Consider the following 22,503-nt stretch of genomic DNA (forward strand, 5'->3'; position numbering starts at 1 on the left):
GCGAAGGGCATGAGCATGCACTGCTCAGACAGTTGCAGAAAATGAAAGCCACTGAATCCCGAGACCGGCCGCTCACGCGTCCGTTGCTCTCAAGACCTGCCCGCCGCACAAGGCGACCGGCTGCAGGGCCTCGGAAGACATTACCAGCACTCGGGCCAGTTGGACAGTCGGCCGAACGAGACCACGCCGGCCAGGGGTTCAGCCCCTCGAACGGAAGCTCAGGCCGTGGCCTTGGTCAGAGCCTGAACCACCCGGGAGACGCTGCTCTCCACACCCCACTTCGAGGCGAACTCCACCAGGGCCTCGTGATCCGGCGGCGTGGCCGGCAACGCGTCGTCCAGCTCAGCAATCGGTGCGTCAGGCGCCACCGTGACCACCGCCGGCGCCGCATCCAGATAGTCCGAGGCCTCCAGCAGCTTCTTGCGCTGCCCAGGAGAAAGATCCGAAGCCGGGTCCCCGGCGGCCTCCCGAAGCTCGGTCAGCGTGCCGAACCGCTTCAGCATCCCGGAGGCCGTCTTCTCCCCGATGCCCGCCACCCCCGGCAGCCCGTCACTGGGGTCACCGCGCAGCGTGGCCATCTCGGCATACATCTGCCCGCTCGTGACCCCGTACTTAGCCGCCAGCCACGCCTCGTCCACAATTTCCAGCTTCCGCACCCCGCGGCCCACGTACAGCACCCGAACCCGAGCCGCATCGTCCGCAAGCTGGAAAAGGTCACGGTCCCCCGTAACCACATCCACGTCGGTACCGCCGGAAGCCACGTGGCGGGCGGTGAGCGTGCCGATCACGTCGTCCGCCTCGTACCCGGCAGCGCCCACCCGGCACAGGCCCAGCAACGACAGCGCCTCGATGATCAGCGGGACCTGGGGCACCAGCAGGTCCGGCACCTCTTCGCTGTTGGTGCGCGGATCGGACACCCGGTGCGCCTTGTAGGAAGGAATGGCGGCAACCCGGAAAGCCGGCCGCCAGTCGTCGTCCCAGCAGGCCACCAGCCGCTTCGGCCCGCGTTGGGTGACCAGGTAGGCCACCGAGTCCAGGAAACCGCGTAACGCGTTGACCACCGTCCCGTCGGGCGCCACGAATGAGTCGGGCACTCCGTGGAACGAGCGGAAGTAGAGCGATGCGGCGTCGAGCAGCATCAACTCGGGGCGGGGGTCCGGGAATGCGGCAGGCACGGAGCGATCCTGCCATTCCTGACCAGCCGGCGTCGGAGATACGCACCGTTGCCCGGCCATCACGCACCGACAGGCATTCAGGTGACGCTGCGCTATCCGGTGTCACCCACGAGCAAAGCCTGTGTCACCAGCTAGTTCGGGCCGGTAGCCTTCGCCGGATGGAGGAGATCGACCGACAGATTCTGCGCCTGCTCTCCCAGGACGGCCGGATGAGTTTCACCGACCTGGGGCGGGCGACCGGATTATCCACGTCCGCGGTGCACCAGCGGGTACGCCGGCTCGAGCAGCGCGGCATCATCCTGGGCTATACGGCGGTGGTGCAGTCCGAGGCCGTCGATCTCCCGCTCACGGCGTTCGTCTCGGTGACCCCGCTGGACCACTCCGCACCGGACGACGTGCCGGAGCGGCTGGTCCCGATCAGCGAGATCGAGGCCTGCTACTCCGTCGCGGGTGACGAGAACTACCTGCTCAAGGTGCGGGTGGCCACGCCGGCCGCGCTGGAGGCCCTGCTCGCCCGGATCCGTGCGGTGGCCGGGGTCCGGACTCGCACCACGATCGTGCTCTCGACCCCGTACGAAGCCCGGCCCCTCTCCATCTGATTCGTCCGAGCTACCTCAGGCCCGCGGCGGGCCGGCGGCCACGACCCCCCGGCTGACCGCGTCCACCGCGGCCCGGGCGGTCTTCACCAGCGCCGGGTCGTCACTGGCCTGGGCGATCTGCCCGAGCAGGTCGATCACCTGCTTGCACCAGCGCACGAAGTCACCCGCGGCCAGATCGGCATCGCTCAGCACCGCCTGCAACGGTTGCCCCGCTGCCCAGCGGTGGATCGCCCAGGCCAGACCGGCGTCCGGCTCAGGGGTCACGTCCAGCCGGTGAGCACGTTCCTCGTCGTCGAGCACCGACCAGATCCGGGTCATCGTGTCCAGCGCCACCACCGGTGCTCCCTTGGGCACGCGCGGGCTGAGACCGCCCTCGTCCCGCCGGGATTCGTAGACGATGGCGCTGACCACTGCGGTCAGGCCCGGTACGTCCAGGTCCTTCCAGACGCCCTTGCGCAGGCACTCCGAGACCAGCAGGTCGGACTCCGAGTAGATCCGGCGCAGCTGCTCCCCGGCCGCCGTGACCTTGTCCCCGGCCAGGTAGCCGCGTTCGGTGAGCAGGTCGCAGACCCGGTCGAAGACCCGGGCGATGGTGTTGGTGCGGCCCTCGATCCGGCGCACCAGCGCGTCGGTCTCGCGCTTGAGTCGGAAGTAGCGCTCGGCCCAGCGGGCGTGGTCCTCGCGCTCGGAGCAGCCGTGGCAGGGGTGCGTGCGCAGCTGGCGGCGCAGCCGGTTCAGCTCCTCGTCCTCGTCCTGGGCACGGGACTTCTTCGGCCGGCGCTGCTGCTGCACCACATCCGCGTCGTGCTGGAACACCCCCAGCGCATTGCGCACCGAGGAGGCCAGGTCGCGGCGGGCGGTGGCGTCACGGCCGTTGAAGTTCTTCGGCACCGTGATCCGGGTGGTGGCCTCGACCGGGGTCGGCACATCCATCAGCGAAAGACGGCGGACCTGGCGCTCAATGGTCAGAATTGAAGGACGCGGGCCCTCCAGGCTGTCTCCACCCGAGACACCGGGGTCGAGGACGACCGCCCAGCCCGGACGGCGCCCACCCGGTACCCGGATGATGTCGCCCTTGCGGAGTTTCTCCAGAGAACCGATCACTTCCGAGCGCCGGTCGCGAGAAGCGTTGCGCGACAGTGCGGTCTCGCGCTCGCCGATCTTGCGCCGCAGCCCGGCGTACTCCCTGAAATCGCCCAGGTGGCAGTCCATCGCGTTGGCGTAGCCCTCGAGCGCCTCTTCCTGCTTGCGCGCCTGCTTGGCCAGACCGACCACCGCGCGGTCGGCCTGGAACTGGGCGAACGACGTCTCCAGGATCTCCCGGGCCCGCGAGCGGCCGACCTGGCCGACCAGGTTCACAGCCATGTTGTAGGTGGGCCGGAAACTGGAGCGCAGCGGGAACGTTCGGGTGGAGGCCAGACCGCCGACCACCTCCGGGTCGAGCCCGGGCTGCCAGAGGACGACCGCGTGGCCCTCGACGTCGATACCCCGGCGGCCGGCTCGCCCGGTCAGCTGGGTGTACTCCCCCGGCGTGATGTCGGCGTGGGTCTCGCCGTTCCACTTGACCAGTTTCTCCAGCACCACGCTGCGGGCGGGCATGTTGATGCCCAGCGCCAGCGTCTCGGTGGCGAAGACGGCCTTCACCAGGCCGCGGGTGAAGAGTTCCTCGACGACCTCCTTGAAGGCCGGCAGCAGCCCGGCGTGGTGCGCGGCGATGCCCCGGCTCAGCGCCTCGACCCACTCGTAGTAGCCGAGCACGGCCAGGTCCTCGTCGGGGATGTCCGCAGTGCGCGACTCCACGATGTGCCGGATCTCGGTGCGCTCTTCCGGGGTGGTCAGGCGGACATGGGAGTACAGGCACTGCTGCACCGCGGCGTCACAACCGGCGCGGCTGAAGATGAAGGTGATGGCCGGCAGCAGGCCGGCGTTGTCCAGCGCGTTGATCACTTCGAAACGGCTGGGGGTGGAGTTGGGACGCCGGCCGCCTCGTGCGTAGGTACCGCGGCTTTTGGAGCCCCGGGCCGAGGTGGAGCCGCCGCGGCGGCCGCCGGCCCCCTGGAACTGCCGTTCCCGCCGGTTCGCGTCGCGGGTGATCTGCAGCAGCTCCGGGTTCACGCCGTCGGTGGACTGGCCCTCGGCGAAAAGGTCGTACAGCTGCCGGTTGGCCATCACGTGCTGCCACAGCGGGACCGGGCGGTCCTCGGAGACCACGACCTCGGTGTTGCCGCGCACGGTGTCCAGCCAGGCGCCGAACTCCTCGGCGTTGCTCACCGTGGCGGACAGGCTGACCAGCAGCACGTCGTCGGGCAGGTGAATGATCACCTCTTCCCAGACCGCGCCGCGGAATCGGTCGGCCAGGTAGTGGACTTCGTCCATCACCACGTAGGCCAGGCCCTCCAGGGCGGCCGAGTCCGCGTAGAGCATGTTGCGCAGCACCTCGGTGGTCATCACCACCACCGGCGCGTCGGCGTTGATCGCGGTGTCGCCGGTGAGCAGGCCGACGTTCTCGGCGCCGTGCATCTTGGCCAGGTCCGCGTACTTCTGGTTGCTCAGCGCCTTGATCGGCGTGGTGTAGAACGCTTTCCGGCCGGAGTCGCGGGCCAGGAACACGGCGAACTCACCGACCACCGTCTTCCCGGAACCGGTGGGAGCGGCCACCAGCACGCCCCGGCCGTCGGCGAGCGCCCGGCAGGCCTCCAGCTGGAAAGGGTCCAGATCGAACGGGTACCGCGCACGGAAGCGGGAAAGCGGGGTCTTCGCCTCCTCGTTGCGCTGGCGGGCCGCGGCAAATCGTTCGGCGGGCGACGTCACGCCGCTTACGCTACCCGCCGGTGCTCGGGAGCGAGAACCCGTATTGCACCAGGTCTCACCTCACACTCCGGAGCCCGGGCAGACGACAACGGCCTCACCCCCGGCAGATCCAGGGGTGAGGCCGGGCCGCGCTCAGGCTCAGGGGCGATCGATCGGCTCGTCGTCGCTCGCCAGCGGGCTGGACTCGTCGTCGCTGAGGCCGAACACCGGGTCGTTGCGGCGCTTGCGGGCGCGGCGCCGGTCGTTGAACAGGGCGACGAACACCGAGACCACGTACAGGCCGACCAGGGGCAAGGCCATCAGGATCATCTGCGAGGCGTCCGGCGAGGGCGAGACGATCGCCGCGAAGAGGAACGCGCAGAACACCGCGATCCGCCAGTACTTGCCCATGTTCCGGCCGCTGACCAGGCCCATCATGTTCAGCCCGATGAGCACCAGGGGCATCAGGAAGGCCACCCCGAGGGCGATCATCAGCCGGCTGGCGAAGGTGATGACGGTCTGCGCGTCGGGCTGGTTGAGCGAGCCCTCGAGGGCGAACTCGGCGCCGAAGGCCACGGCCTTGGGCAGGACCAGGATGGCCAGCCAGACCCCGGACAGGAACAGCGGCACCGCGAACGCCACGAACCACAGCGACGTGCGGCGTTCCTTCTTGGTCAGGCCCGGGGTGATGAACGCCCAGAACTGGTACAGCCAGACCGGGCTGGAGATCACGATGCCGATGTAGACGGCCACCTTGACCTGGATGTTGAAGGCGTCGGCGATCGCCCGGTAGGTCAGCGTGACCTTCTGGCCGTGCGCGGACGCCTCGGCCAGCGGCTGGATGATCAGGTTCTCCAGCACCGGGTGCACCAGGAACCAGCCACCGACGGTGGCCAGGACCAGGGCGACCGTGCTGACGACCACCCGGTACCGGAGCTCGGCCAGATGCTCCTTGAGGGACATCCGGCCCTCAGGGTTCTTCGGTCGTTTACCTGGCTTGGACGGCTTGGTCACCGCCACCGGCGGTCAGTTCCTCTCAACGCTGGAAGTCGGACGGTCCACAACGGGGAACGTCAGACGTCGGTACGGCTCTGGTAACCCGGCTGCTGCGGCGTCATGACCCGGCCCTCGAGCGGCGGGTCGGACTCCAGCGCGTCGGCCTGGCGGCGCAGTTCCTCGGCCTGGGCCTTGCGCTGGGCGGCCTCTTCGTCGGCCGGGGTGGGGTTGTCGTCCTGCTTCATCTGCTTGATCTCGGACTTGAAGATCCGCATCGAGCGGCCCAGACCCCGGGCCGCGTCGGGAAGACGGCGGCTGCCGAACAGGATCACCAGCACGAGGATCATGATGATGATGTGCGAAGGCTCTTTCAGAAAGCCCATGAGCTGTTCCTTCCACTGAACCCGCAGCGCACGTTTTGCCCAACGGTCGGTGTCATCGTACGCGGTACCTGCTGCGCCCGGCAGACCCCGTTCGCGTCCGGTCTACCGGCCGTGAGCCCGCTCAGAGGCCTTGGCCCGCTGCGCGCGGTACCGCTCCTGCCTCAGCTCCAACGGATCGGTGAACACCGCGGGTTCCCGCGGTTCGGCCCGCTCGGCGACCTGCTCGAGCTTGGCGCTGATCTCGGCGAACCGCTCGGAGGCGACCGAGAGCTCACCCAGCAGGAGTTTGGCGCGGCGCCACAAGCCCAGGCCGAGCACGGCCACCACGCCGAGGGCGAAGAGCACCAGGACGACCCAGATCAGGACCCACCACCACACCGACACCCGTTCAGCGTACTGGGTCGGGCCCGGGCAACGCCGAAGCCGGGGCCCTCCTCCGTCAGAGGTGGACCCCGGCTCCGGCCAAATCGGCTCCGAAGAGCGCTTACTTCTTACGCGGCCGTCTCGGGTGCCTGTGCCCGCGGGCGTGGCCCCTGTGCTGCGGCTGCCGCCGCCAGCAGGTCCGCCTGCTCCAGCCAGAGAGCGAAGTCCAGCACGTCGTCGTAGTTCAGTGTCGGACCCTCGTGCTCCTCGAGCACCTCGGCCGGCACGTTCCACGGCTCTGCGACCACTCCACCGGAGATGAGCAGCGCGACCACGTCCCTGCCGGCCGGCTTGCGCACCTCCTCGTGGCACGTGGTGCAGATGAAGGCGTAATAGGACCAGCTCTTCACGGAGCAGACGACGAGACGCACCTGGTGCGGAGTCAACTCAACATCACCGCAACTCGGGCACGACGCCTTGATCGTCGTCATTTGCGATCCACCTCCAGCAGAGCCGCCATTCATCGTCGAGGGGTTCTTCGGCCACGGCCCGCAACTCCTTAACCGCCGACAGTAATGCCTAGGCCGCCCTGGTGACGGGGCGTGGATCGTTCGTGCGTGGCGTGTCGTTTTTCCCGCAGTACCGCTCGCCCGGACGGCCTAGTCCCCGATCCCGGCACTGATCTGCCCTTAAACCTCTAAAACGACAGCACAGGATCAGCGCAGAGGCATCGTGGGAGGGCATCCGAGGGCAGCCGGACGAGCTACCGACCGTGACTCACTGTGATGATTCGGCGGCCGCAGCCAGCGAGTTCAGTGCTCGTAACCGGCCAGCGCCGCAGCCGCCGAGGTGAGCACCTGGTCGGCCAGCCCGGGCGGGGAGACGATCCGGCCGGCACCACCGAGGCGCAGCACCAGCCGTGGGATCCAGTCCGGGGCAGCCACCCGCAGCACCACCCGCAACCGGCCGCCGGGCAATTCCTCGGTCTGCTCCACCGGGTAGTACTCGGCCACCCAGCGCCCGCGGGGCTCCACCTCCAGGGTGACCACCAGGTCGTCCTCGGAGGGGGTGAACAGCTGCTCGTCGCCGGCCCGGGAGACCGCCTGCGGCGGCGGGGTTCCGTCCTCCTCCAGCAGGCGCAGGCCGGCCACCCGGTCGAAGCGGAACAACCGGACGCCCTCGGCCCGGTGGCACCACGCCTCCAGGTACCAGCGCCCGTCGATGCTGGTGACCTGCATCGGGTCCACGTCCCGCTCGGTGATCTCGTCGCGGGCCGGAACCAGGTAGTGCAGCCGCAGCCGGCGATGCAGCCGCAGGGCCTCGCGGGCGGTGCGCAGCGTTGCCTCGGCCCCGCCCGGGCCCGGAGTCAGGTCGATGTCCACCCGGTTCGCGGCCGAGACCGCGTCCTGGGCCGCGGCCGAGAGCTTGACCAGCGCCGAGTCCACCGCCCGGCGATCGCCCAGGTCGTTCACGTCGCCCAGGTCGGCGAGCGTGCGCAGGCCGGCGATCAGCGCGATCGCCTCGTCCGGGTCCAGGCGCAGCGGCCGGGCGATGGCGTCGGCGTTACTCAGGTAGATCCGGCCGCTGTCCCACTCGGCCGAGATCAGGTCGTCGGGCATGTGCCCGGGGGTACCGCAGACGAACAGCAGTTCCAGGTCGCGCACCAGCTGGGGCTCGGTGATCTTGAAGTGGCGTGCGGCCTCGCCGAGCTCTACCCCCGGCCGGTTCAGCAGCCAGGGCACCATGGTGAGCAGCCGGGACAGTCGCGCGGTGGCGGCGACGGCGCTCATCCCACCCTCATTTTCGGGTTCTCGCTCTGGATCTGCGCGGCCTGGGCCCCCAGGGCCCCCTTCAGCAGCCGAATCACTTCAGCCCGCAGATCCGCCGGAGTGACGGCCACCGCGTCCGGGCCCAACCCGGCCAGCGCCTGGGCGAGCATCCCCGCGTCTCCAATTCTGATCTGCAGTTCGTCCCAGCCCGGTTTCTCCGCCGACGCGATGGTGGCGACCGCCTGCCGCCGTACCCCCGCCCCGCGGCCGGTGCGCAGAAGAACGGTGGCGATCCGCTCGTCCGTGCTGGGGACGTGCTTGCCGATCATCTGCTGCGCGTCCAGGTCTTCGGGGATCTCGTAGATCCCCGCCCGGCCCCGCCGCTTCACGTCGCTCTCGATCCGGGACAGCCGGAACACCCGCGCTGCACCCCGGCCGCGGTCCTTCCCGATCAGGTACCAGCGACCGTTGCGGCTGGCCACCGACCAGGGCTCCACCTCGCGGGCCGCCGCGTCACCGTTCGGCTTGCGGTAGGTGAAGGTGACCACCTGCCGGTCCCGGGTGGCGGCGTAGAGCGGGCCGAACGCGGGCTCAGCAGTGCGGATGCGCGGTTCCAGGCCGTCCATGTCCTGGTCGGTGTCCACCCCGAGCGAGGTGAGCTTGGTCAGCGCCCGGGCCGCGGGACCGGCCAGACTGGCCTGCTGCCAGACCCGGCTGGCCAGGCCGACCACGGCCAGCTCCTGGGCGTCCAGCTCGATCGGCGGCAGGGCGTAGTCGTCGCGGTCGATCCGGTAACCGGGCTCGTCGTCGAACCAGCGCTCGTCGGTCCCCGTGACCACCGGAATGCCCAGGTCACGCAGGTCTTCCTTGTCGCGCTCGAACATCCGGTCGAAGGCCTCGGGGGTGTCGCAGTCGGCGTACTGCGGTACCGCCGCCCGGATATGTTCCTTCGTCAGCCAACGCCGCGAGGCCGCTAGGCAGATCACCAGATTGAGCAGCCGCTCGGTACGCCGCGAGGACACCGCACCCACGCTACCCGAGCCGGGCAGGTGGCGAGATAAGGTCACGCGCGTGATTCTGTGGCGAGAGGGCCGTGTCACGTCCGAACGGCGCGAATGGGACGGCGCGGTCGAGTACGAGGCCGAGGTGTACTCGGACGGGGTCTGGACCGCCTGCCGGGCCCTGGTCTACCCGTTGCTGGTGGGACGGCCGGTGCCGGGTCAGCGCGTGCTGCTGAACACCACCGCGCTGGAACGCGGGCTCGGCACCGGGGGTTACGCCCTGGTCGCGGCGATTCTGGACGATCTGCCACCGGATCCCCAGCGCGGTCCGGGGCATCTGGTCAAGGCCCGCTACACCCCGCTGCAGGCGATGGTGCTGGGGGTGGACGAGCAGGAGTCGCAGCATCACCAGGTGCTGGCCGAGGCGGACGACCTGTTCGGGATGCCGGTCGTGGTGGCCGATCTGCACAGTTCGCTGCCCGCGATCCTGGCCGGGCTACGGCAGGCGGCCCCGAGCGCGCGAGTGGCGTATGTCATGACCGACGGCGGGGCTTTGCCGGCCTGGTTCTCCCGCACCATCGCCGGGCTGCGGCACGCCGGCTGGCTGGACACCTGCATCACGGTGGGCCAGGCGTTCGGTGGTGATCTGGAAGCGGTCAGCGTGCACTCCGGGCTGCTGGCCGCCCGGCACGTCGCCCAGGTGGACGTGACGATCGTCAGCCAAGGGCCGGGAAATCTGGGAACCGGCACGAAGTGGGGCTTCTCCGGGGTGCAGGCCGGGGAGGTGCTCAACGCGACGTCGGTGCTGAACGGACGTCCGGTGGCCTGTCTGCGGGTCTCCGGGGCTGATGCGCGCGAGCGCCATCGCGGCGTCTCCCACCACTCCCTGACCGCTTACGGGCGGGTTGCGCTGGCGCCCGCCGATGTTGTGGTGCCCGACTTCGGTTCACTGCTTGAGGACGAGCGGACGGCGCCGGCCGCTGTTGGCGGAAACCCCGAGTCGGCTGCGGTCGGGGACAACGCAGCTACTCCCCTGTCGCAGCTCGGACCTCTGATCGAGCGTCAGGTGGCAGGGCTGTTCGCGCCCGAGGGTAGGCACCGTGAGGTCCGCGTGGGAGTGGACGGGCTGATGGACGCGCTGCGCGAGTGCCCGGTGGGGCTTTCCACCATGGGCCGCAATCTCTCCGCCGACCCCTCGGCCTTCCTGGCCGCTGCTGCTGCCGGCCGCCACGCCGCCGCTCTCCTTACCAACTCCTGATCCTGGCCAGAAGACAGCGAAGCGCCCCTCACCAGCTGGTGAGGGGCGCTTTCGGTGCTGCTGAGATCAGCGGGCGTCGACGAGGTCCACGACGAAGATCAGGGTCTCGTTCGGGCCGATCGCGCCACCGGCGCCGCGCGGGCCGTAGGCCATCTCCGGCGGGATCACCAGACGGCGACGGCCACCGACGCGCATGCCGGCGATGCCCTGGTCCCAGCCGGCGATGACCTGGCCGACACCGAGCCGGAACTGCAGCGGCTCGCCCCGGTTCCAGGAGGCGTCGAACTCCTCGCCGGAGGAGAACGCCACCCCGACGTAGTGGGCCTTGATCGTGTTGCCCGCGGTGGCCTCCTGGCCCTCGCCGACGATCTCGTCCGTGATCGTGAGCGTGGTCGGCGGCTGTCCCTCGGGGAACTCGATCTCCGGACGCTGGCGCTCAGGACTCATGGGTTTCTCCTTGTGGTGAAGTGCTCGCCTCGGGCAGGCCGAGGCTAGGGCATCGCGATGGGTGGCTGTGTCAGGACCGGCTCAAGGCCGGTCCGCCCTCCGCTCAGCCGGTGGCGTCGAGGATGTCGACGACGAAGACCAGGGTGTCGGTGCCCTTGATGCCGGCCGCGGCCTGACCCTCGGCCCCGTAACCCTCGTCCGGCGGGACGACCAGCATGATCTGGCTGCCCACGCGCTTGCCGACCAGGCCCTTGTCCCAGCCGGAGATGACCCGGCCGGCGCCGATCGCGAAGCTCGCGGGCGCACCGTTCTTCCAGGACGAGTCGAAGGACTTGCCGCCCGGCCAGATCACGCCGGTGTAGTGCACCGAGATGGTCTGGCCCTTCTCGACCTTCTTGCCCTTGCCCTCGATCAGCGGCTGCACGACCAGCGACTCCGGCGCCTTGCCGTCCGGCACCGTGATCGTCGGCTCGCCGTTCTTGGCCAGCTCGACGGTAGGCAGGCCGCTCTTGGCCTTGACCTTGTCGCCGGTGGCGCGCTTGAGCACGTCGGAGGCACCCTCCACGTCGATCACGAAGACCAGCGTGTCGGTCGGGCCGATCCCCGCGGACGAGACGCCCTGGGTGCCGTAGCCGTCGGCCGGCGGGATCGTGATCAGCATCCGGGAGCCGACGTTGGCGCCGACCAGGCCGCTGACGAAGCCCTTGATCAGCTGGCCGTCCTCCAGGGTGAAGGCGGCCGGGCCGTTGTCGTAGGAGCTGTCGAAGGTCTCGCCGTCGGCACCGTTGATGCCCACGTAGTTGACCGTGACCCGCTGACCGGCCTCGACCTTCTTGCCGTCGCCCTCGGAGATCACCTTGGGCGTGGTCTTCTCGGTCGAGAACGGCGTGGGCACCTCGACCTTCGGGGTCTCGCCGAACTTGCCGGAGACCTCGATGGCGTTGATGTCGGTCGTCGTGGTGGCGGCCTGCTCCTCGCCCCCGCCGCCCGAGGACGCACTGGAGCAACCGGAGACCACGGCCGCAGCGGCTACGAGAACCGCGCCGGCCCGCAACAGGGATTGGCGTGAGAGCACGTTCGACCTTCGTCGTGGGAAAGGGACGCCGAACACCCTAAGGCATGATCCTGGGCTCACATGCTCTGGATCAGCCGCTCGACGCGCTCGTCCACCGAGCGGAACGGGTCCTTGCACAGCACGGTGCGCTGCGCCTGGTCGTTCAGCTTCAGGTGCACCCAGTCCACGGTGAAGTCGCGGCGGCGTTCCTGGGCCTTGCGGACGAAGTCACCCCGCAGTTTGGCCCGGGTGGTCTGCGGCGGCACCGACGTGGCCTCGAACACCTCGATGTCGGCCCCGACCCGCTCGACCATGCCCTTCTTCATCAGCAGGTAGTGCAGTCCGCGTTCCCGGTGGATGTCGTGGTAGGCCAGATCGATCCGGGCGATCCGGGGCGAGGACAGCGGCAGGTTGTGCTTGGCCCGGTAGCGCTCGATCAGCCGGTGCTTGATCACCCAGTCCAGCTCCCGGTCGACCAGCGACAGGTCGCCGGTGGAGACCGCCCGCAGCCCGCGCTCCCACAGGTCGAGAACCCGCTTGACCGTGTCGGTCTGCAGCCCGCGGCTCTCCACGAAGTCCTTGGCCCGGGCCAGGTACTCCTCCTGGATCTCCAGCGCGGTGGCCTCGCGGCCGTTGGCCAGGCGGACCTTGCGCCGGCCGGTCAGGTCGTGGCTGATCTCGCGGATCGCCCGGATCGGGTTCTCCAGGGTGTGGTCGCGCAGCACCACCCCGGCCTCGATCATCCGCAGCACCAGGTCGGTGGCGCCGACCTTGAGCATCGTGGTGGTCTCGGACATGTTCGAGTCGCCGACGATGACGTGCAGGCGCCGGTAGCGCTCGGCGTCGGAGTGCGGCTCGTCGCGGGTGTTGATGATCGGCCGCGAGCGGGTGGTGGCGCTGGAGACGCCCTCCCAGATGTGGTCGGCCCGCTGGGAGAGGCAGTACACCGCCCCGCGCGGGGTCTGCAGCACCTTGCCCGCCCCGACCAGGATCTGCCGGGTGACCAGGAACGGGATCAGGATGTCGGACATCCGGCCGAACTCGCCGTGCCGCGAGACCAGGTAATTCTCGTGGCAGCCGTAGGAGTTGCCGGCCGAGTCGGTGTTGTTCTTGAACAGGAAGACGTCGCCGGCGATGCCCTCTTCGTGCAGCCGGCGCTCGGCGTCGACCTGCAGGCCCTCGAGGATCCGCTCACCCGCGCGGTCGTGAACGACCAGGTGGCGGACGTCGTCGCACTCGGGGGTGGCGTACTCGGGGTGCGATCCGACATCGAGGTACAGCCGGGCACCGTTGCGGAGGAAGACATTGCTTGAGCGGCCCCAGGAGACGACCTTACGGAACAGGTAACGGGCCACCTCGTCGGGCGACAGCTTGCGCTGGCCCTCGAAGGCGCACGTGACCCCGTATTCCGTCTCCAGCCCGAAGATTCGGCGGTCCATTCCCTTACTGTAGGTGCCTTCTCGCCCATTAGCACCAGTACGGGGCACTGCGTTAATCGTGGAGTTACCTACGGGGAGCCCGGAGATGTCGCTGCCGGGCCCGGCGAGCCCCCTCTCGCCGGGACCGAACGGCAGCGATCCGCTCATGCGTCCGGTCCGCCCTCGGGGTGGCCGGGCTGCTGGTCGGGCTCGGTCGAGACCGGATCGCCCGGCGCCGGAACCGGTTTCGCCGGAGCTTGGGGCGACTGCTCGCCGGTCAGCGTGTCGTGCGCTCCCGGCCGGGCGTCGTCGCTGCTGGGCACGTCGGTGGTCGGGTCGTCCGGGGCCAGCAGGGCCTCGAGCAGATGGCCGCCGAGCCGGCGGAACGCCCGCCGGGGCCGGGCCCGGTCGAGCACCGCGACCTCGAGCCGGTCCGGGGTGAGGGTGCGGTCGGCGCCGTTGCTGTGGTCGCGGCCCAGCATCTCGACCGCCAGCGTGAGCGCCGCCGACAACGTCAGTCCGGGCTGCCAGCGTTCCTGCATGCCGGTGGTGATGGTGTCGGCCTGACCGCCCATCACCACGAAACCCTGCTCGTCGGCGACGGATCCGTCGTAGGTGAGGCGGTAGATCTGGTCCTGCTCCGGGGTCCGGCCGACCTCGGCGACCGCGATCTCCACCTCCATCGGCTTGGAGTCCTGGGTGAAGACGTTGCCCATGATCTGGGCGTACGCGTTGGCCAGGCCCCGGGCCGTGACGTCGCTGCGGTCGTAGGAGTACCCGCGCAGGTCGGCGTAGCGCACGCCGGCCACCCGCAGGTTCTCGAACTCGTTGTAGCGGCCCGCCGCGGCGAACGCGATCCGGTCGTAGATCTCGCTGATCTTGTGCAGCGAGCGCGAGGCGTTCTCGGCGACGAAGGCGATGCCGTTGTCGTAGGCCAGCACGATGACCGGCCGGCCCCGGGCGATGTTGCGCCGGGCGTAGTCGGCCTTGTCCTTCTGCTGCTGCTCGGGCGGGACGTAGAAGGGCATGCTCATCGGGCGTCGCCTCGCTCGCTCAGGGTCCGGAAGGCGGCCTCGGTCTCGTCCTGGCCGAGCCGGTGGTACCCCTCGGCGGTGACCACCGAGATCGTCGGGTAGATCCGCCGCCCGACGTCCGAGCCGCCGGTGGCCGAGTCGTCGTCCGCCGCGTCCTGCAGCGACTCCAGGACCACCTGGACCGCGTCGTCGGCCGACATCCCGGTGCGCCAGCGCTTCTTCAGCGAGCCCTTGGCGAACAGCGAGCCGGAGCCGGTGCTGTGGTAGCTGTGCTCCTCGTAGCGGGCGCCGCTGACGTCGTAGGAGAAGATCCGCCCGACGTTGCGGTCCAGGTCGTAGCCGGCGTACAGCGGCACCACGGCCAGGCCCTGCATGGCCAGCGGCAGATTGCCGCGCAGCATGGTGGCCAGCCGGTTGGCCTTGCCGTCGAGGGACATCAGGGTGCCCTCGATCTTCTCGTAGTGCTCCAGCTCGACCTGGAACAGCTTCATCATCTCGATCGCCGGGCCGACGGTGCCGGAGATCCCGACGCAGGAGTAGTCGTCGGCCGGGTAGACCTTCTCCATCTCCCGGTGGGCGATGTAGTTGCCCATCGTGGCGCGCCGGTCCCCGCCCATCACCACCCCGCCCTCGAAGGTGGCGGCGACGATCGTGGTGGCGTGCGGCAACTCGGGCATGACGGCTCCGGCGGGCAGCTGACGGCCCGGTAGGAGGTGCTCGGCGTGGGCGGCGAGGAAATCCGTGAACGAGGAGTTGCCCGGGGTGAAGAACGCCTCCGGCAACCGCCCCTCACGGAAGGAGTCGGCAGCAGTCACAGGCGAAACCCTATCCAGACGGGCGAGGTTCGCTCACCGGGAAAACCAGAGAAGTTTTCCGCGCGCGGCGAACGTCGTGGGTGATCAGGGGCGGCAGCGGGGGTGCGCCGGGCGGTACCCGGCGCACCCGTGAGGGCTGCCGTCACTGGCCGCCCTTCTGAACGAACCCCTTGACGAACTCCTCGGCGTTGCTCTCCAGGACGTCGTCGATCTCGTCGAGGATCGCGTCCACGTCGGCGTCCGTGGTCTGGGCCGCCGGGGCTGCGGGCGGGGCCTCCGGGGCCGCGTCGTCGGCGGGCTCTTCGTCGCGTCGGGTCGGGCGCTGCTGTTCCTGGCCGGCCATGACTGCCTCCTGCGCTCTGAATGAGTGCACTTCCTTGCAGTGATCCTAAGCATGTGCCAGCGGTTTCGGCGCGTGCCATTCCCCACTACTCGGAAGAAATTACCCACCCGACAACACTGTCGGCGCCGGATTCACTCCGCCGCGAGGGCGTCCACCAGCTCCGCCGCTGTCTCGCAGCGCTGCAGCAGGGCCTCCACGTGCTCGCGGGTGCCCCGGGACGGGTCCAGGGTGGGCACCCGCTGCAGGGCGCCCCGGCCGGGGATGTCGAAGATGACCGAGTCCCAGGACGCGGCGGCGATGTTCTCGCCGTAGCGGGCCAGGCAGCGGCCCCGGAAGTAGGCCCGGGTGTCGTGCGGGGGCTCGTGCACCGCCTCGGCGATCTCGGCGTCGGTCACCACCCGCTCGACCTGCCCGCGCGAGGCCAGCCGGTGGTACAGCCCCTTCTCCGGCCGGACGTCGGAGTACTGCAGGTCGATCAGCTGCAGCCGGGCGGCGTCCCAGTTCAGGTTCTCGCGGTTGCGGAAGCCCTCGAGCAGGCGCAGCTTGGCCACCCAGTCCAGTTCCCGGGCGCACAGCATCGGGTCCTCGCCGAGCCGGCTCAGCACGTTCTCCCACCGCTGGAGGACGTCGGTGGTTGCCTCGTCCGCGTCGCTGCCGTACCGGTCGCTCACGTAGGCGCTGATCTGCTCGAAGAACAGCCACTGTAGTTCCACCGCGGTCATCGAGCGGCCGTCGCGCAGGGTCAGGTGCTGCTTCAGCGTGGGGTCGTGCGAGATGTCGTGCAGGGTGCCGACCGGGCGCTCGAGCGAGAGGTCCTGGGTGAACGCCGCGTCCTCGATCATCTGCAGCACCAGGTTGGTGGTGCCGACCTTGAGCAGGGTGGCGACCTCGCACAGGTTGGCGTCGCCGATGATCACGTGCAGCCGGCGGAACCGGTCGGCGCTGGCGTGCGGCTCGTCCCGGGTGTTGATGATCGGCCGCTTCAGCGTGGTCTCCAGGCCCACCTCGACCTCGAAGAAGTCTGCCCGCTGGGAGATCTGGAAGCCGGTGCCGGTGCCGTCCTGGCCCAGGCCGACCCGGCCGGCCCCGGTGAACACCTGCCGGGTGACGAAGAACGGGGTGAGGTACTTGACCACGTCGGCGAACGGCGTGGAGCGGCGCATCAGGTAGTTCTCGTGGGTGCCGTAGGAGGCACCTTTGTTGTCGGTGTTGTTCTTGTACAGGTTCACGTCGCCCAGACCCGGGTTGGCCGCGATCCGCCGGCAGGCCTGCAGCATCACCTGCTCGCCGGCCTTGTCCCAGAGCACCACGTCGCGCGGGCTGGTGACCTCGGGCGAGGAGTACTCCGGGTGCGCGTGGTCGACGTACAGCCGGGCGCCGTTGGTGAGGATGACGTTGGCCAGGCCCGGGTCCTCCGGGGCGTCGGTGAGCTGGCTGGCGTGCGCGGTGTCGCGGCTGATCTCCCAGCCGCGGGCGTCGCGCAGCGGGGCCTCGTCCTCGTAGTCCCAGCGGGCCCGGCCCACCCGGCTGCCCAGCGGCGCCGCGTATGCGTTGACCACCTGGGACGACATCAGCATCGCGTTGGCGGCGGGATCGCCCGGGGCCGAGACCCCGTACTCGGTCTCGATCCCCATCACCCGGCGCGCGCTCATCGCGGCGCCGTCCGGTTGCTGCTGCCCGCGCCGCTGCGGCTACCGCCCCTGCTGGTTGCGCTCATGAACCCAGCCTAAGAGACGCTCCCCACACCCGCCGGGTCGCCCACGTCACGTCTTCTCTCCTCGCCCTCCCCAGCCCAAGTCGCATTCCCCAGCCCAAGTCGCCTTCACCAGCCTGAGTAGCGGCGGAAGCGCCGGAAAGCTGCTTCTGCTGCTTCCACGGCTGGTGAACCTGCGGGGATGGCGGGTTCCTGGCCGGTTAGGGTCAGGTGAATGTGGCTCGGTGGCTACTGTGCGGGGGCAGGAGCACGGTGCGTGATGAGGGACGGGTTGCTGGTGACCGGTCGCGGCGCGTTGTGTGCGGCATCCGCCGCCGAAGAGTGTGGAAGCGAAGGAGTCTTACGGTCATGGTCCCCTCCCCTGCCCGGCCGAACCCGCGGGCGCTCGCGGTCGCCGCCCTGGCCGATCTGGCCTGCGTTCTGGTGTTCGTGGCGATCGGCCGCAACTCGCACGAAGCGGGCTTCACCCTGGTCGGCCTGGTCACCACCGGCTGGCCGTTCTGGGTCGGGGTGGCGGGTGGCTACGTGGGGGTACTGGCCTTCCGGCTGGCTCCGGCCGCGCTCACCGGTGCCGCCATGGTGCTGATGAAGACCCTGGTGATCGGCATGATCCTGCGCAGCGTGGTGCAGAACGACGGCACGCCGGTCTCGTTCGTGGTGGTCAGCACGATCTTCCTCGCCGTCACCATGCTGGGCTGGCGGTTCGCCGCCCGCTACCTGGCGCTGCGGCAGCTGCGCTCGGGGGCCGGTACCGCGCGGCAGCCGGAACGGGTTGCCTGAACCAGACCTCATATGCCCGCCCGGCGGCTACCCGGCCAGTTCGCCGGTCGGGGTTCTCAACGCTTGGCGGCGCCAGGGTGACCCGACCGCTCGACCCAACCACAAACGTCCCGAAGCAAGAACGGCCGGCCCACCTGCGAAGGTGAGCCGGCCGTTTCAGCAGGGAACTACAGGTACTGGCCCGTGTTCGCGACCGTGTCGATCGTGCGGCCGGGCTCGGTGCCCTGCTTGCCCTGGATGATCGTGCGGATGTAGACGATCCGCTCACCCTTCTTGCCGGAGATCCGGGCCCAGTCGTCCGGGTTGGTGGTGTTCGGCAGGTCCTCGGACTCCTTGAACTCGTCCACGCAGGCCTGGAGCAGGTGCTCCAGGCGGATCCCGCGCTGGCCGAAGTCCAGGAAGTTCTTGATCGCCGCCTTCTTGGCCCGGTCGACGATGTTCTGGATCACCGCACCGGAGTTGAAGTCCTTGAAGTACAGGATCTCCTTGTCCCCGTTGGCGTAGGTGACCTCGAGGAACTGGTTCTCCTCGGACTCCGCGTACATCCGCTCGACGGTGCGCAGGATCATCGCCTCGACCGTCGCGTTGCGCGAGTTGTTGTTGGCGTCCAGGTCGTCCGGGTGCAGCGGCAGGTCCTCGGTGAGGTACTTGGTGAAGATGTCCTTGGCGCCCTCGGCGTCGGGCCGCTGGACCTTGATCTTCACGTCGAGCCGGCCCGGGCGCAGGATCGCCGGGTCGATCATGTCCTCACGGTTGGAGGCGCCGATCACGATGACGTTCTCGAGCCGCTCCACGCCGTCGATCTCGGAGAGCAGCTGGGGGACGATCGTGGTCTCGACATCGCTGGACACGCCGGAACCGCGGGTGCGGAACAGCGACTCCATCTCGTCGAAGAAGACCACCACCGGGGTGCCCTCGGAGGCCTTGTCGCGGGCCCGGCTGAAGATCAGCCGGATGTGCCGCTCGGTCTCGCCGACGTACTTGTTCAGCAGCTCCGGGCCCTTGACGTTGAGGAAGTAGGACTTGGAGTCCTTCTGCCCGCGCGCCTCGGCCGCCTTCTTGGCCAGGGATCGGGCCACCGCCTTGGCGATCAGCGTCTTGCCGCACCCGGGCGGGCCGTAGAGCAGAACGCCCTTCGGCGGCTTGAGCCCGTGCTCCTTGTACAGCTCGGGGTGCAGGAACGGCAGTTCCACGGCGTCGCGGATGTTGGCGATCTGCGGGCCGAGGCCACCGATGTCGGAGTAGTCGATGTCCGGGACCTCTTCGAGGACCAGTTCCTCGACCTCGGCGCGGGGCACCTTCTCGAACGCGAACCCGGCCCGCGGGTCCATCGTCAGGGCGTCGCCGACCTTGAGCTTGACGTCCGGGTCCTTCAGCGTGCCGGCCAGGTGGACCACGCGCTCCTCGTCGGCGTGCGCCACCACCAGGGCGCGTTCGCCGCCGTCGAGGATCTCCTTCAGGATGACGATCTCGCCGACCTTCTCGAAGGCCCGGGCCGCCACCACGTTGAAGGCCTCGTTGAGCATGACCTCCTGGCCCGGCTGCAGGTCCTCGACCTCGATCGAGGGGCTGAGCGAGACCCGCATCTTGCGCCCGGCGCTGATCACCTCGACCGTGCCGTCCTCGGCCGGGGCGACGAAGACGCCGAAGGTGTTGGGCGGCTGGGCCAGCCGGTCCACTTCCGCCTTGAGCTGGACGATCTGCTCACGCGCGTCGCGCAGGGTGCTCGCGAGGCGCTCGTTCTGCGATCCGAGCTGGTTCACCTGGGCCCGGAGGCGGTCGATCTCGTCGCCCGCCGCTCCTGGAATCCGCGCAGCCGAGAGTCGCTCGACCTCCTGCTGGAGGCGAACGATCTCGCGGCGAAGCGCGCTCTCGTCAAGGCCGTACCCGCTGCTGTGGTCGGTCATGGCGGTAACCCTCCCGTCCGGCGCAAGGTCGAGACTTCGACCCTAGCCCGCCTTCACGCCACAACGGCGCGGCGGCGTAAATCCATCCACGAGATGAGATCTCGTGCCCGGCCAGCTCCGTCGGCGACCGGGAAAGGAGCCATCCTGGCATGTTCGGAGTCACAATGGGTGGCCCCATGGTCACTTGTGGGAAGTTGGTCCGACAAGGAACGTGACCTAGATCTCCTCCACCGTTCGCCCGATGCCAAGGACGGCTTCCTTTGGCTCACGACCTTCACCCGAGTTCGCCGAAAAATCCAGTCCGGAAAGCTATTAATTAGTGGGATCGAAACCTGGACGAGGGTCGTCGTCGTGCTCGGCGGCCGGATCGGTGTCCAGATCCGCTTCCAGTCCGGCGAGGTCGGCTGCCGAGGCAAGCTTCGCCGCGGGCGTGTCGGTGACCTCGCGGCGCACCTTGCGGACCTTCTTGTCGGAAACTGGCCTCTCACCGAGATCGTCGGCGGTCCACTCGCCCCAGGCCTCGGACACGCCGGCCTCTCCCTCGGAGGCGGCCTTGGCCGGGCGACGGCGACGAACGGGCGCGGTCAGCCCGTCGGCCATCCGCCGGGTGGTGAGCAGGAAGCCGGTGTGCCCGACCATCCGGTGCTGCGGGCGCACGGCCAGACCCTCGAGGTGCCAGCCGCGCACCATCGACTCCCAGGCCTGCGGCTCGGTGAAGCGGCCGTCGGCGCGCAGCGCCTCGGCAGTGCGGGAGAGCTGGGTGGCGGTGGCCACGTAACAGATCAGCACGCCGCCGGGCACCAGCGCCTTGGCGACCGCCTCGAGGCAGTCCCAGGGGGCCAGCAGGTCCAGGACGAAGCGGTCGGCGTCGGTCTCCACCACGTCCGTGGCCACGTCACCGACGGTGATCTGCCAGGCCGGGTGGGGCTCGCCGAAGAAAGCCTCGATGTTGGCCTTGGCGATGTCGGCGAAGTCCTCGCGGCGCTCGTAGGAGTGCACCATGCCGGTGTCGCCCACCGCCCTGAGCAGGGACATCGTCAGGGCGCCGGAACCCACCCCGGCCTCGATCACGCGCGCGCCGGGGAAGATGTCGGCCATCTGCACGATCTGCCCGGAGTCCTTCGGGTAGACCACGGCAGCACCGCGCGGCATCGACAGAACGTAGTCGGCCAGCAGCGGGCGCAGCGCCAGGTACTCGACTCCGGCGGTGTTCTTCACGACCGAGCCGTCGGGCCGGCCGATCAGCTCCTCGTGCTGGAAGTAGCCGCGGTGCGTGTGGAACTGCTTGCCCTCGGCGAGGGTGATGGTGTGCAGCCGGCCCTTGGGGTCGGTCAGCTGCACCCGGTCACCGGCCCGGAACGGGCCCCGGCGGTGATCGGCGCCGGTCGGGGCGGGGGGTGCTTCGGTCATGAGGAGCGAGTCTATGGGCGCTCGCGCGCAGGCTCGTGCACAGGGCCGCCGAACAGGGGACGACGGGCTCGGGCGGTCTGCTCGCGGAACTGCTTGAGGACGTGGTTGCCGGGTTTTGGTCAGGGGGCCACGAAGCGGGCCACGTCTTCCCAGTCCAGAACCCCGACCACGACCTCGTCCGGGCCAAGTACGGCGTACCGGGCGGAGGGGGCGTCCTGCAGGGCCTGGATGAGCGACTGACCGCCCAGGCCGGTGCTGAGCACGGCGCCGTCGGGGAGGGACTCGGCGACGGCGTTGGCCCCGACCTCGGCAGCGCGGGCCGCGGGCACCCCTGCGGCGGCGTGTTCGTCCACGATGGCGGCGGGGCGCCCGTAGACGTCGAGCACGACGACCGCCGTGGCTCCTGCTCCCGCGGCGGACATCAGGGCTCCGGCCACGGTGGCGGTGGAGGGGACGGCGACGGCGGGCTGCAACAGGTCGTCGATCAGGGCCTTCTCGGCGCGGATGTTCCAGCGGGCCGCCTCGACCGCCTGGCCGGCGCCCCGCCAGAGCAGGAAGCCGACCAGGACCAGCCAGATCGCGCTGCTGAGCTGGTGCTCGCCGGTGGCCACGGCCCAGGCGGCGTAGGCGACCGTGCCCACCGCCACCACCCGCCCGGCGTTCCCGGCGAAGACGGCGGCGATCAGCCGGTTGCCGCTGATCTTCCAGACCACACCCTCGACCACCCGGCCGCCGTCCAGCGGCAGGCCCGGCAGGGCGTTGAACACGGCGACCACCAGGTTGGACGTGGCGGTGGCGGCGAGCAGGAGCCGGGCCACCGAGCCGTACTCGGCGTGCGCCATCGCCTGGTCGGCGCCGAAGGCGATGACCAGGTTGGACAGCGGGCCGACCACGGCGACGATGACGGCCCGGGCCGGGGAGGTGGAGGGGGCGTCGAACGCGGTGTGCCCGCCCCACAGATCCAAAACGATCGCGGTGGCCGGGGTACCGGTGGCGGCCGCGGCGACGGCATGGGCGGCCTCGTGCACGAAGACGCTGAGCAGCAGGATCAGGGCGAAGGCGAGGGCGATGGCGTAGGTGGCCGGGCCGTCGATGTCGACCCAGACCCGCACGGTGGGGGCGAACAGCGCGGTCATCACCACGGCGATCAGGAACCAGGACGGGCGCAGGTACACCGGTACCGGGCCGACCCGGCCCAGGCGGATGCCGGACTGGGCCTGGGGCAGTTCCGCGGCCGCGCTCATCGT

Annotated in this window: 21 protein-coding genes; 3 read left to right on the forward strand and 18 right to left on the reverse strand. The window is 69.7% G+C overall.

The window, feature by feature from the left end; genetic code table 11:
- Window positions 1-218 precede the first annotated feature (218 nt).
- Window positions 219-1,139: a 5'-3' exonuclease gene (locus LR394_RS14545; RefSeq protein ID WP_269329200.1), complete on the reverse strand. Its 921-nt coding sequence runs from the start codon at window positions 1,137-1,139 to the stop codon at window positions 219-221.
- A 194-nt stretch (window positions 1,140-1,333) separates the two neighbouring features.
- Here LR394_RS14545 and LR394_RS14550 point away from each other — a divergent pair, with 194 nt between their 5' ends.
- Window positions 1,334-1,774, forward strand: a complete 441-nt coding sequence (locus LR394_RS14550) for an Lrp/AsnC family transcriptional regulator (RefSeq protein WP_231442036.1) — start codon at window positions 1,334-1,336, stop codon at window positions 1,772-1,774.
- 15 nt (window positions 1,775-1,789) lie between these two features.
- On the opposite strand, the gene LR394_RS14555 is transcribed toward LR394_RS14550, so the two are convergent.
- The 7 genes from LR394_RS14555 to LR394_RS42950 form a co-directional block, all read right to left on the reverse strand.
- On the reverse strand, window positions 1,790-4,585 hold the full coding sequence (locus tag LR394_RS14555; protein ID WP_231442038.1) for a DEAD/DEAH box helicase: 2,796 nt from the start codon (window positions 4,583-4,585) through the stop codon (window positions 1,790-1,792).
- Window positions 4,586-4,723: 138 nt separating this feature from the next.
- The gene (tatC, locus tag LR394_RS14560; protein WP_231442040.1) at window positions 4,724-5,584 is read right to left on the reverse strand and encodes a twin-arginine translocase subunit TatC; all 861 of its coding nucleotides are present in this window, start codon (window positions 5,582-5,584) and stop codon (window positions 4,724-4,726) included.
- A 53-nt stretch (window positions 5,585-5,637) separates the two neighbouring features.
- Window positions 5,638-5,943, reverse strand: coding sequence for a Sec-independent protein translocase subunit TatA (tatA, locus tag LR394_RS14565; protein ID WP_231442041.1), 306 nt, complete (start codon window positions 5,941-5,943; stop codon window positions 5,638-5,640).
- A 102-nt stretch (window positions 5,944-6,045) separates the two neighbouring features.
- Entirely contained in the window at window positions 6,046-6,327 is a 282-nt protein-coding gene (locus tag LR394_RS14570; protein WP_231442042.1) for a hypothetical protein, read from the reverse strand.
- Window positions 6,328-6,434: 107 nt separating this feature from the next.
- Window positions 6,435-6,797, reverse strand: a complete 363-nt coding sequence (locus LR394_RS14575; RefSeq protein ID WP_052527724.1) for a hypothetical protein — start codon at window positions 6,795-6,797, stop codon at window positions 6,435-6,437.
- A 321-nt stretch (window positions 6,798-7,118) separates the two neighbouring features.
- Window positions 7,119-8,096: a helix-turn-helix transcriptional regulator gene (locus tag LR394_RS14580; RefSeq protein WP_231442043.1), complete on the reverse strand. Its 978-nt coding sequence runs from the start codon at window positions 8,094-8,096 to the stop codon at window positions 7,119-7,121.
- Window positions 8,093-9,142: a helix-turn-helix transcriptional regulator gene (locus LR394_RS42950; protein WP_231442044.1), complete on the reverse strand. Its 1,050-nt coding sequence runs from the start codon at window positions 9,140-9,142 to the stop codon at window positions 8,093-8,095. Before LR394_RS42950 ends, LR394_RS14580 begins: the two co-directional genes overlap by 4 nt.
- Before the next feature lie 4 nt (window positions 9,143-9,146).
- Between LR394_RS42950 and LR394_RS14590 the strand changes: the two genes are divergently transcribed.
- Window positions 9,147-10,334 (forward strand): DUF3866 family protein, encoded by a 1,188-nt coding sequence (locus tag LR394_RS14590; RefSeq protein WP_231442045.1) that lies wholly within the window; start codon window positions 9,147-9,149, stop codon window positions 10,332-10,334.
- A 66-nt stretch (window positions 10,335-10,400) separates the two neighbouring features.
- Here the strand turns inward: LR394_RS14590 and LR394_RS14595 are convergent, their stop codons facing one another.
- From LR394_RS14595 to dop, 7 genes are all read right to left on the reverse strand, one after another.
- Window positions 10,401-10,781 (reverse strand): FKBP-type peptidyl-prolyl cis-trans isomerase, encoded by a 381-nt coding sequence (locus tag LR394_RS14595; protein WP_231442047.1) that lies wholly within the window; start codon window positions 10,779-10,781, stop codon window positions 10,401-10,403.
- Window positions 10,782-10,884: 103 nt separating this feature from the next.
- Entirely contained in the window at window positions 10,885-11,856 is a 972-nt protein-coding gene (locus LR394_RS14600) for an FKBP-type peptidyl-prolyl cis-trans isomerase (RefSeq protein ID WP_231442049.1), read from the reverse strand.
- Window positions 11,857-11,912: 56 nt separating this feature from the next.
- Window positions 11,913-13,274 (reverse strand): Pup--protein ligase, encoded by a 1,362-nt coding sequence (pafA, locus tag LR394_RS14605; RefSeq protein WP_231442051.1) that lies wholly within the window; start codon window positions 13,272-13,274, stop codon window positions 11,913-11,915.
- 143 nt (window positions 13,275-13,417) lie between these two features.
- Window positions 13,418-14,287 (reverse strand): proteasome subunit alpha, encoded by an 870-nt coding sequence (gene prcA / locus LR394_RS14610; protein WP_231442054.1) that lies wholly within the window; start codon window positions 14,285-14,287, stop codon window positions 13,418-13,420.
- Window positions 14,284-15,102 (reverse strand): proteasome subunit beta, encoded by an 819-nt coding sequence (gene prcB, locus LR394_RS14615; RefSeq protein WP_231442055.1) that lies wholly within the window; start codon window positions 15,100-15,102, stop codon window positions 14,284-14,286. The genes prcA and prcB overlap by 4 nt, the downstream gene beginning before the upstream one ends.
- 142 nt (window positions 15,103-15,244) lie before the next feature.
- A complete protein-coding gene (locus LR394_RS14620; protein WP_231442057.1) occupies window positions 15,245-15,445 on the reverse strand; it encodes a ubiquitin-like protein Pup in 201 nt (66 codons plus the stop codon).
- Window positions 15,446-15,576: 131 nt separating this feature from the next.
- The gene (dop, locus tag LR394_RS14625; protein WP_231442059.1) at window positions 15,577-17,097 is read right to left on the reverse strand and encodes a depupylase/deamidase Dop; all 1,521 of its coding nucleotides are present in this window, start codon (window positions 17,095-17,097) and stop codon (window positions 15,577-15,579) included.
- Between the two features lie 410 nt (window positions 17,098-17,507).
- Here dop and LR394_RS14630 point away from each other — a divergent pair, with 410 nt between their 5' ends.
- Complete coding sequence (locus LR394_RS14630; protein WP_231442060.1) at window positions 17,508-17,939, forward strand: DUF3054 domain-containing protein; 432 nt, start codon at window positions 17,508-17,510, stop codon at window positions 17,937-17,939.
- 167 nt (window positions 17,940-18,106) lie between these two features.
- Here LR394_RS14630 and arc read toward each other — a convergent pair whose 3' ends face one another.
- The 3 genes from arc to LR394_RS14645 form a co-directional block, all read right to left on the reverse strand.
- Complete coding sequence (gene arc / locus LR394_RS14635; RefSeq protein WP_231442062.1) at window positions 18,107-19,846, reverse strand: proteasome ATPase; 1,740 nt, start codon at window positions 19,844-19,846, stop codon at window positions 18,107-18,109.
- 312 nt (window positions 19,847-20,158) lie between these two features.
- Window positions 20,159-21,256, reverse strand: a complete 1,098-nt coding sequence (locus LR394_RS14640; protein WP_269329183.1) for a tRNA (adenine-N1)-methyltransferase — start codon at window positions 21,254-21,256, stop codon at window positions 20,159-20,161.
- Between the two features lie 119 nt (window positions 21,257-21,375).
- The gene (locus LR394_RS14645) at window positions 21,376-22,500 is read right to left on the reverse strand and encodes a site-2 protease family protein (RefSeq protein WP_231442064.1); all 1,125 of its coding nucleotides are present in this window, start codon (window positions 22,498-22,500) and stop codon (window positions 21,376-21,378) included.
- Between the last annotated feature and the right edge of the window lie 3 nt (window positions 22,501-22,503).

It is taken from the genome of Kineosporia babensis (genome assembly GCF_021129305.1).
Taxonomy (GTDB): domain Bacteria; phylum Actinomycetota; class Actinomycetes; order Actinomycetales; family Kineosporiaceae; genus Kineosporia; species Kineosporia babensis.

Excerpts from the sequence above, each read along its gene's own strand:
- LR394_RS14545 (WP_269329200.1), bottom strand. The coding sequence starts at position 1,139 with ATGCTGCTCGACGCCGCATCGCTCTACTTCCGCTCGTTCCACGGAGTG.
- LR394_RS14550 (WP_231442036.1), top strand. The coding sequence starts at position 1,334 with ATGGAGGAGATCGACCGACAGATTCTGCGCCTGCTCTCCCAGGACGGC.
- tatA (WP_231442041.1), bottom strand. The coding sequence starts at position 5,943 with ATGGGCTTTCTGAAAGAGCCTTCGCACATCATCATCATGATCCTCGTG.
- LR394_RS14575 (WP_052527724.1), bottom strand. The coding sequence starts at position 6,797 with ATGACGACGATCAAGGCGTCGTGCCCGAGTTGCGGTGATGTTGAGTTG.
- LR394_RS14580 (WP_231442043.1), bottom strand. The coding sequence starts at position 8,096 with ATGAGCGCCGTCGCCGCCACCGCGCGACTGTCCCGGCTGCTCACCATG.
- LR394_RS14595 (WP_231442047.1), bottom strand. The coding sequence starts at position 10,781 with ATGAGTCCTGAGCGCCAGCGTCCGGAGATCGAGTTCCCCGAGGGACAG.
- pafA (WP_231442051.1), bottom strand. The coding sequence starts at position 13,274 with ATGGACCGCCGAATCTTCGGGCTGGAGACGGAATACGGGGTCACGTGC.
- prcA (WP_231442054.1), bottom strand. The coding sequence starts at position 14,287 with ATGAGCATGCCCTTCTACGTCCCGCCCGAGCAGCAGCAGAAGGACAAG.
- LR394_RS14620 (WP_231442057.1), bottom strand. The coding sequence starts at position 15,445 with ATGGCCGGCCAGGAACAGCAGCGCCCGACCCGACGCGACGAAGAGCCC.
- dop (WP_231442059.1), bottom strand. The coding sequence starts at position 17,097 with ATGAGCGCGCGCCGGGTGATGGGGATCGAGACCGAGTACGGGGTCTCG.
- LR394_RS14630 (WP_231442060.1), top strand. The coding sequence starts at position 17,508 with ATGGTCCCCTCCCCTGCCCGGCCGAACCCGCGGGCGCTCGCGGTCGCC.
- arc (WP_231442062.1), bottom strand. The coding sequence starts at position 19,846 with ATGACCGACCACAGCAGCGGGTACGGCCTTGACGAGAGCGCGCTTCGC.
- LR394_RS14640 (WP_269329183.1), bottom strand. The coding sequence starts at position 21,256 with ATGACCGAAGCACCCCCCGCCCCGACCGGCGCCGATCACCGCCGGGGC.
- LR394_RS14645 (WP_231442064.1), bottom strand. The coding sequence starts at position 22,500 with ATGAGCGCGGCCGCGGAACTGCCCCAGGCCCAGTCCGGCATCCGCCTG.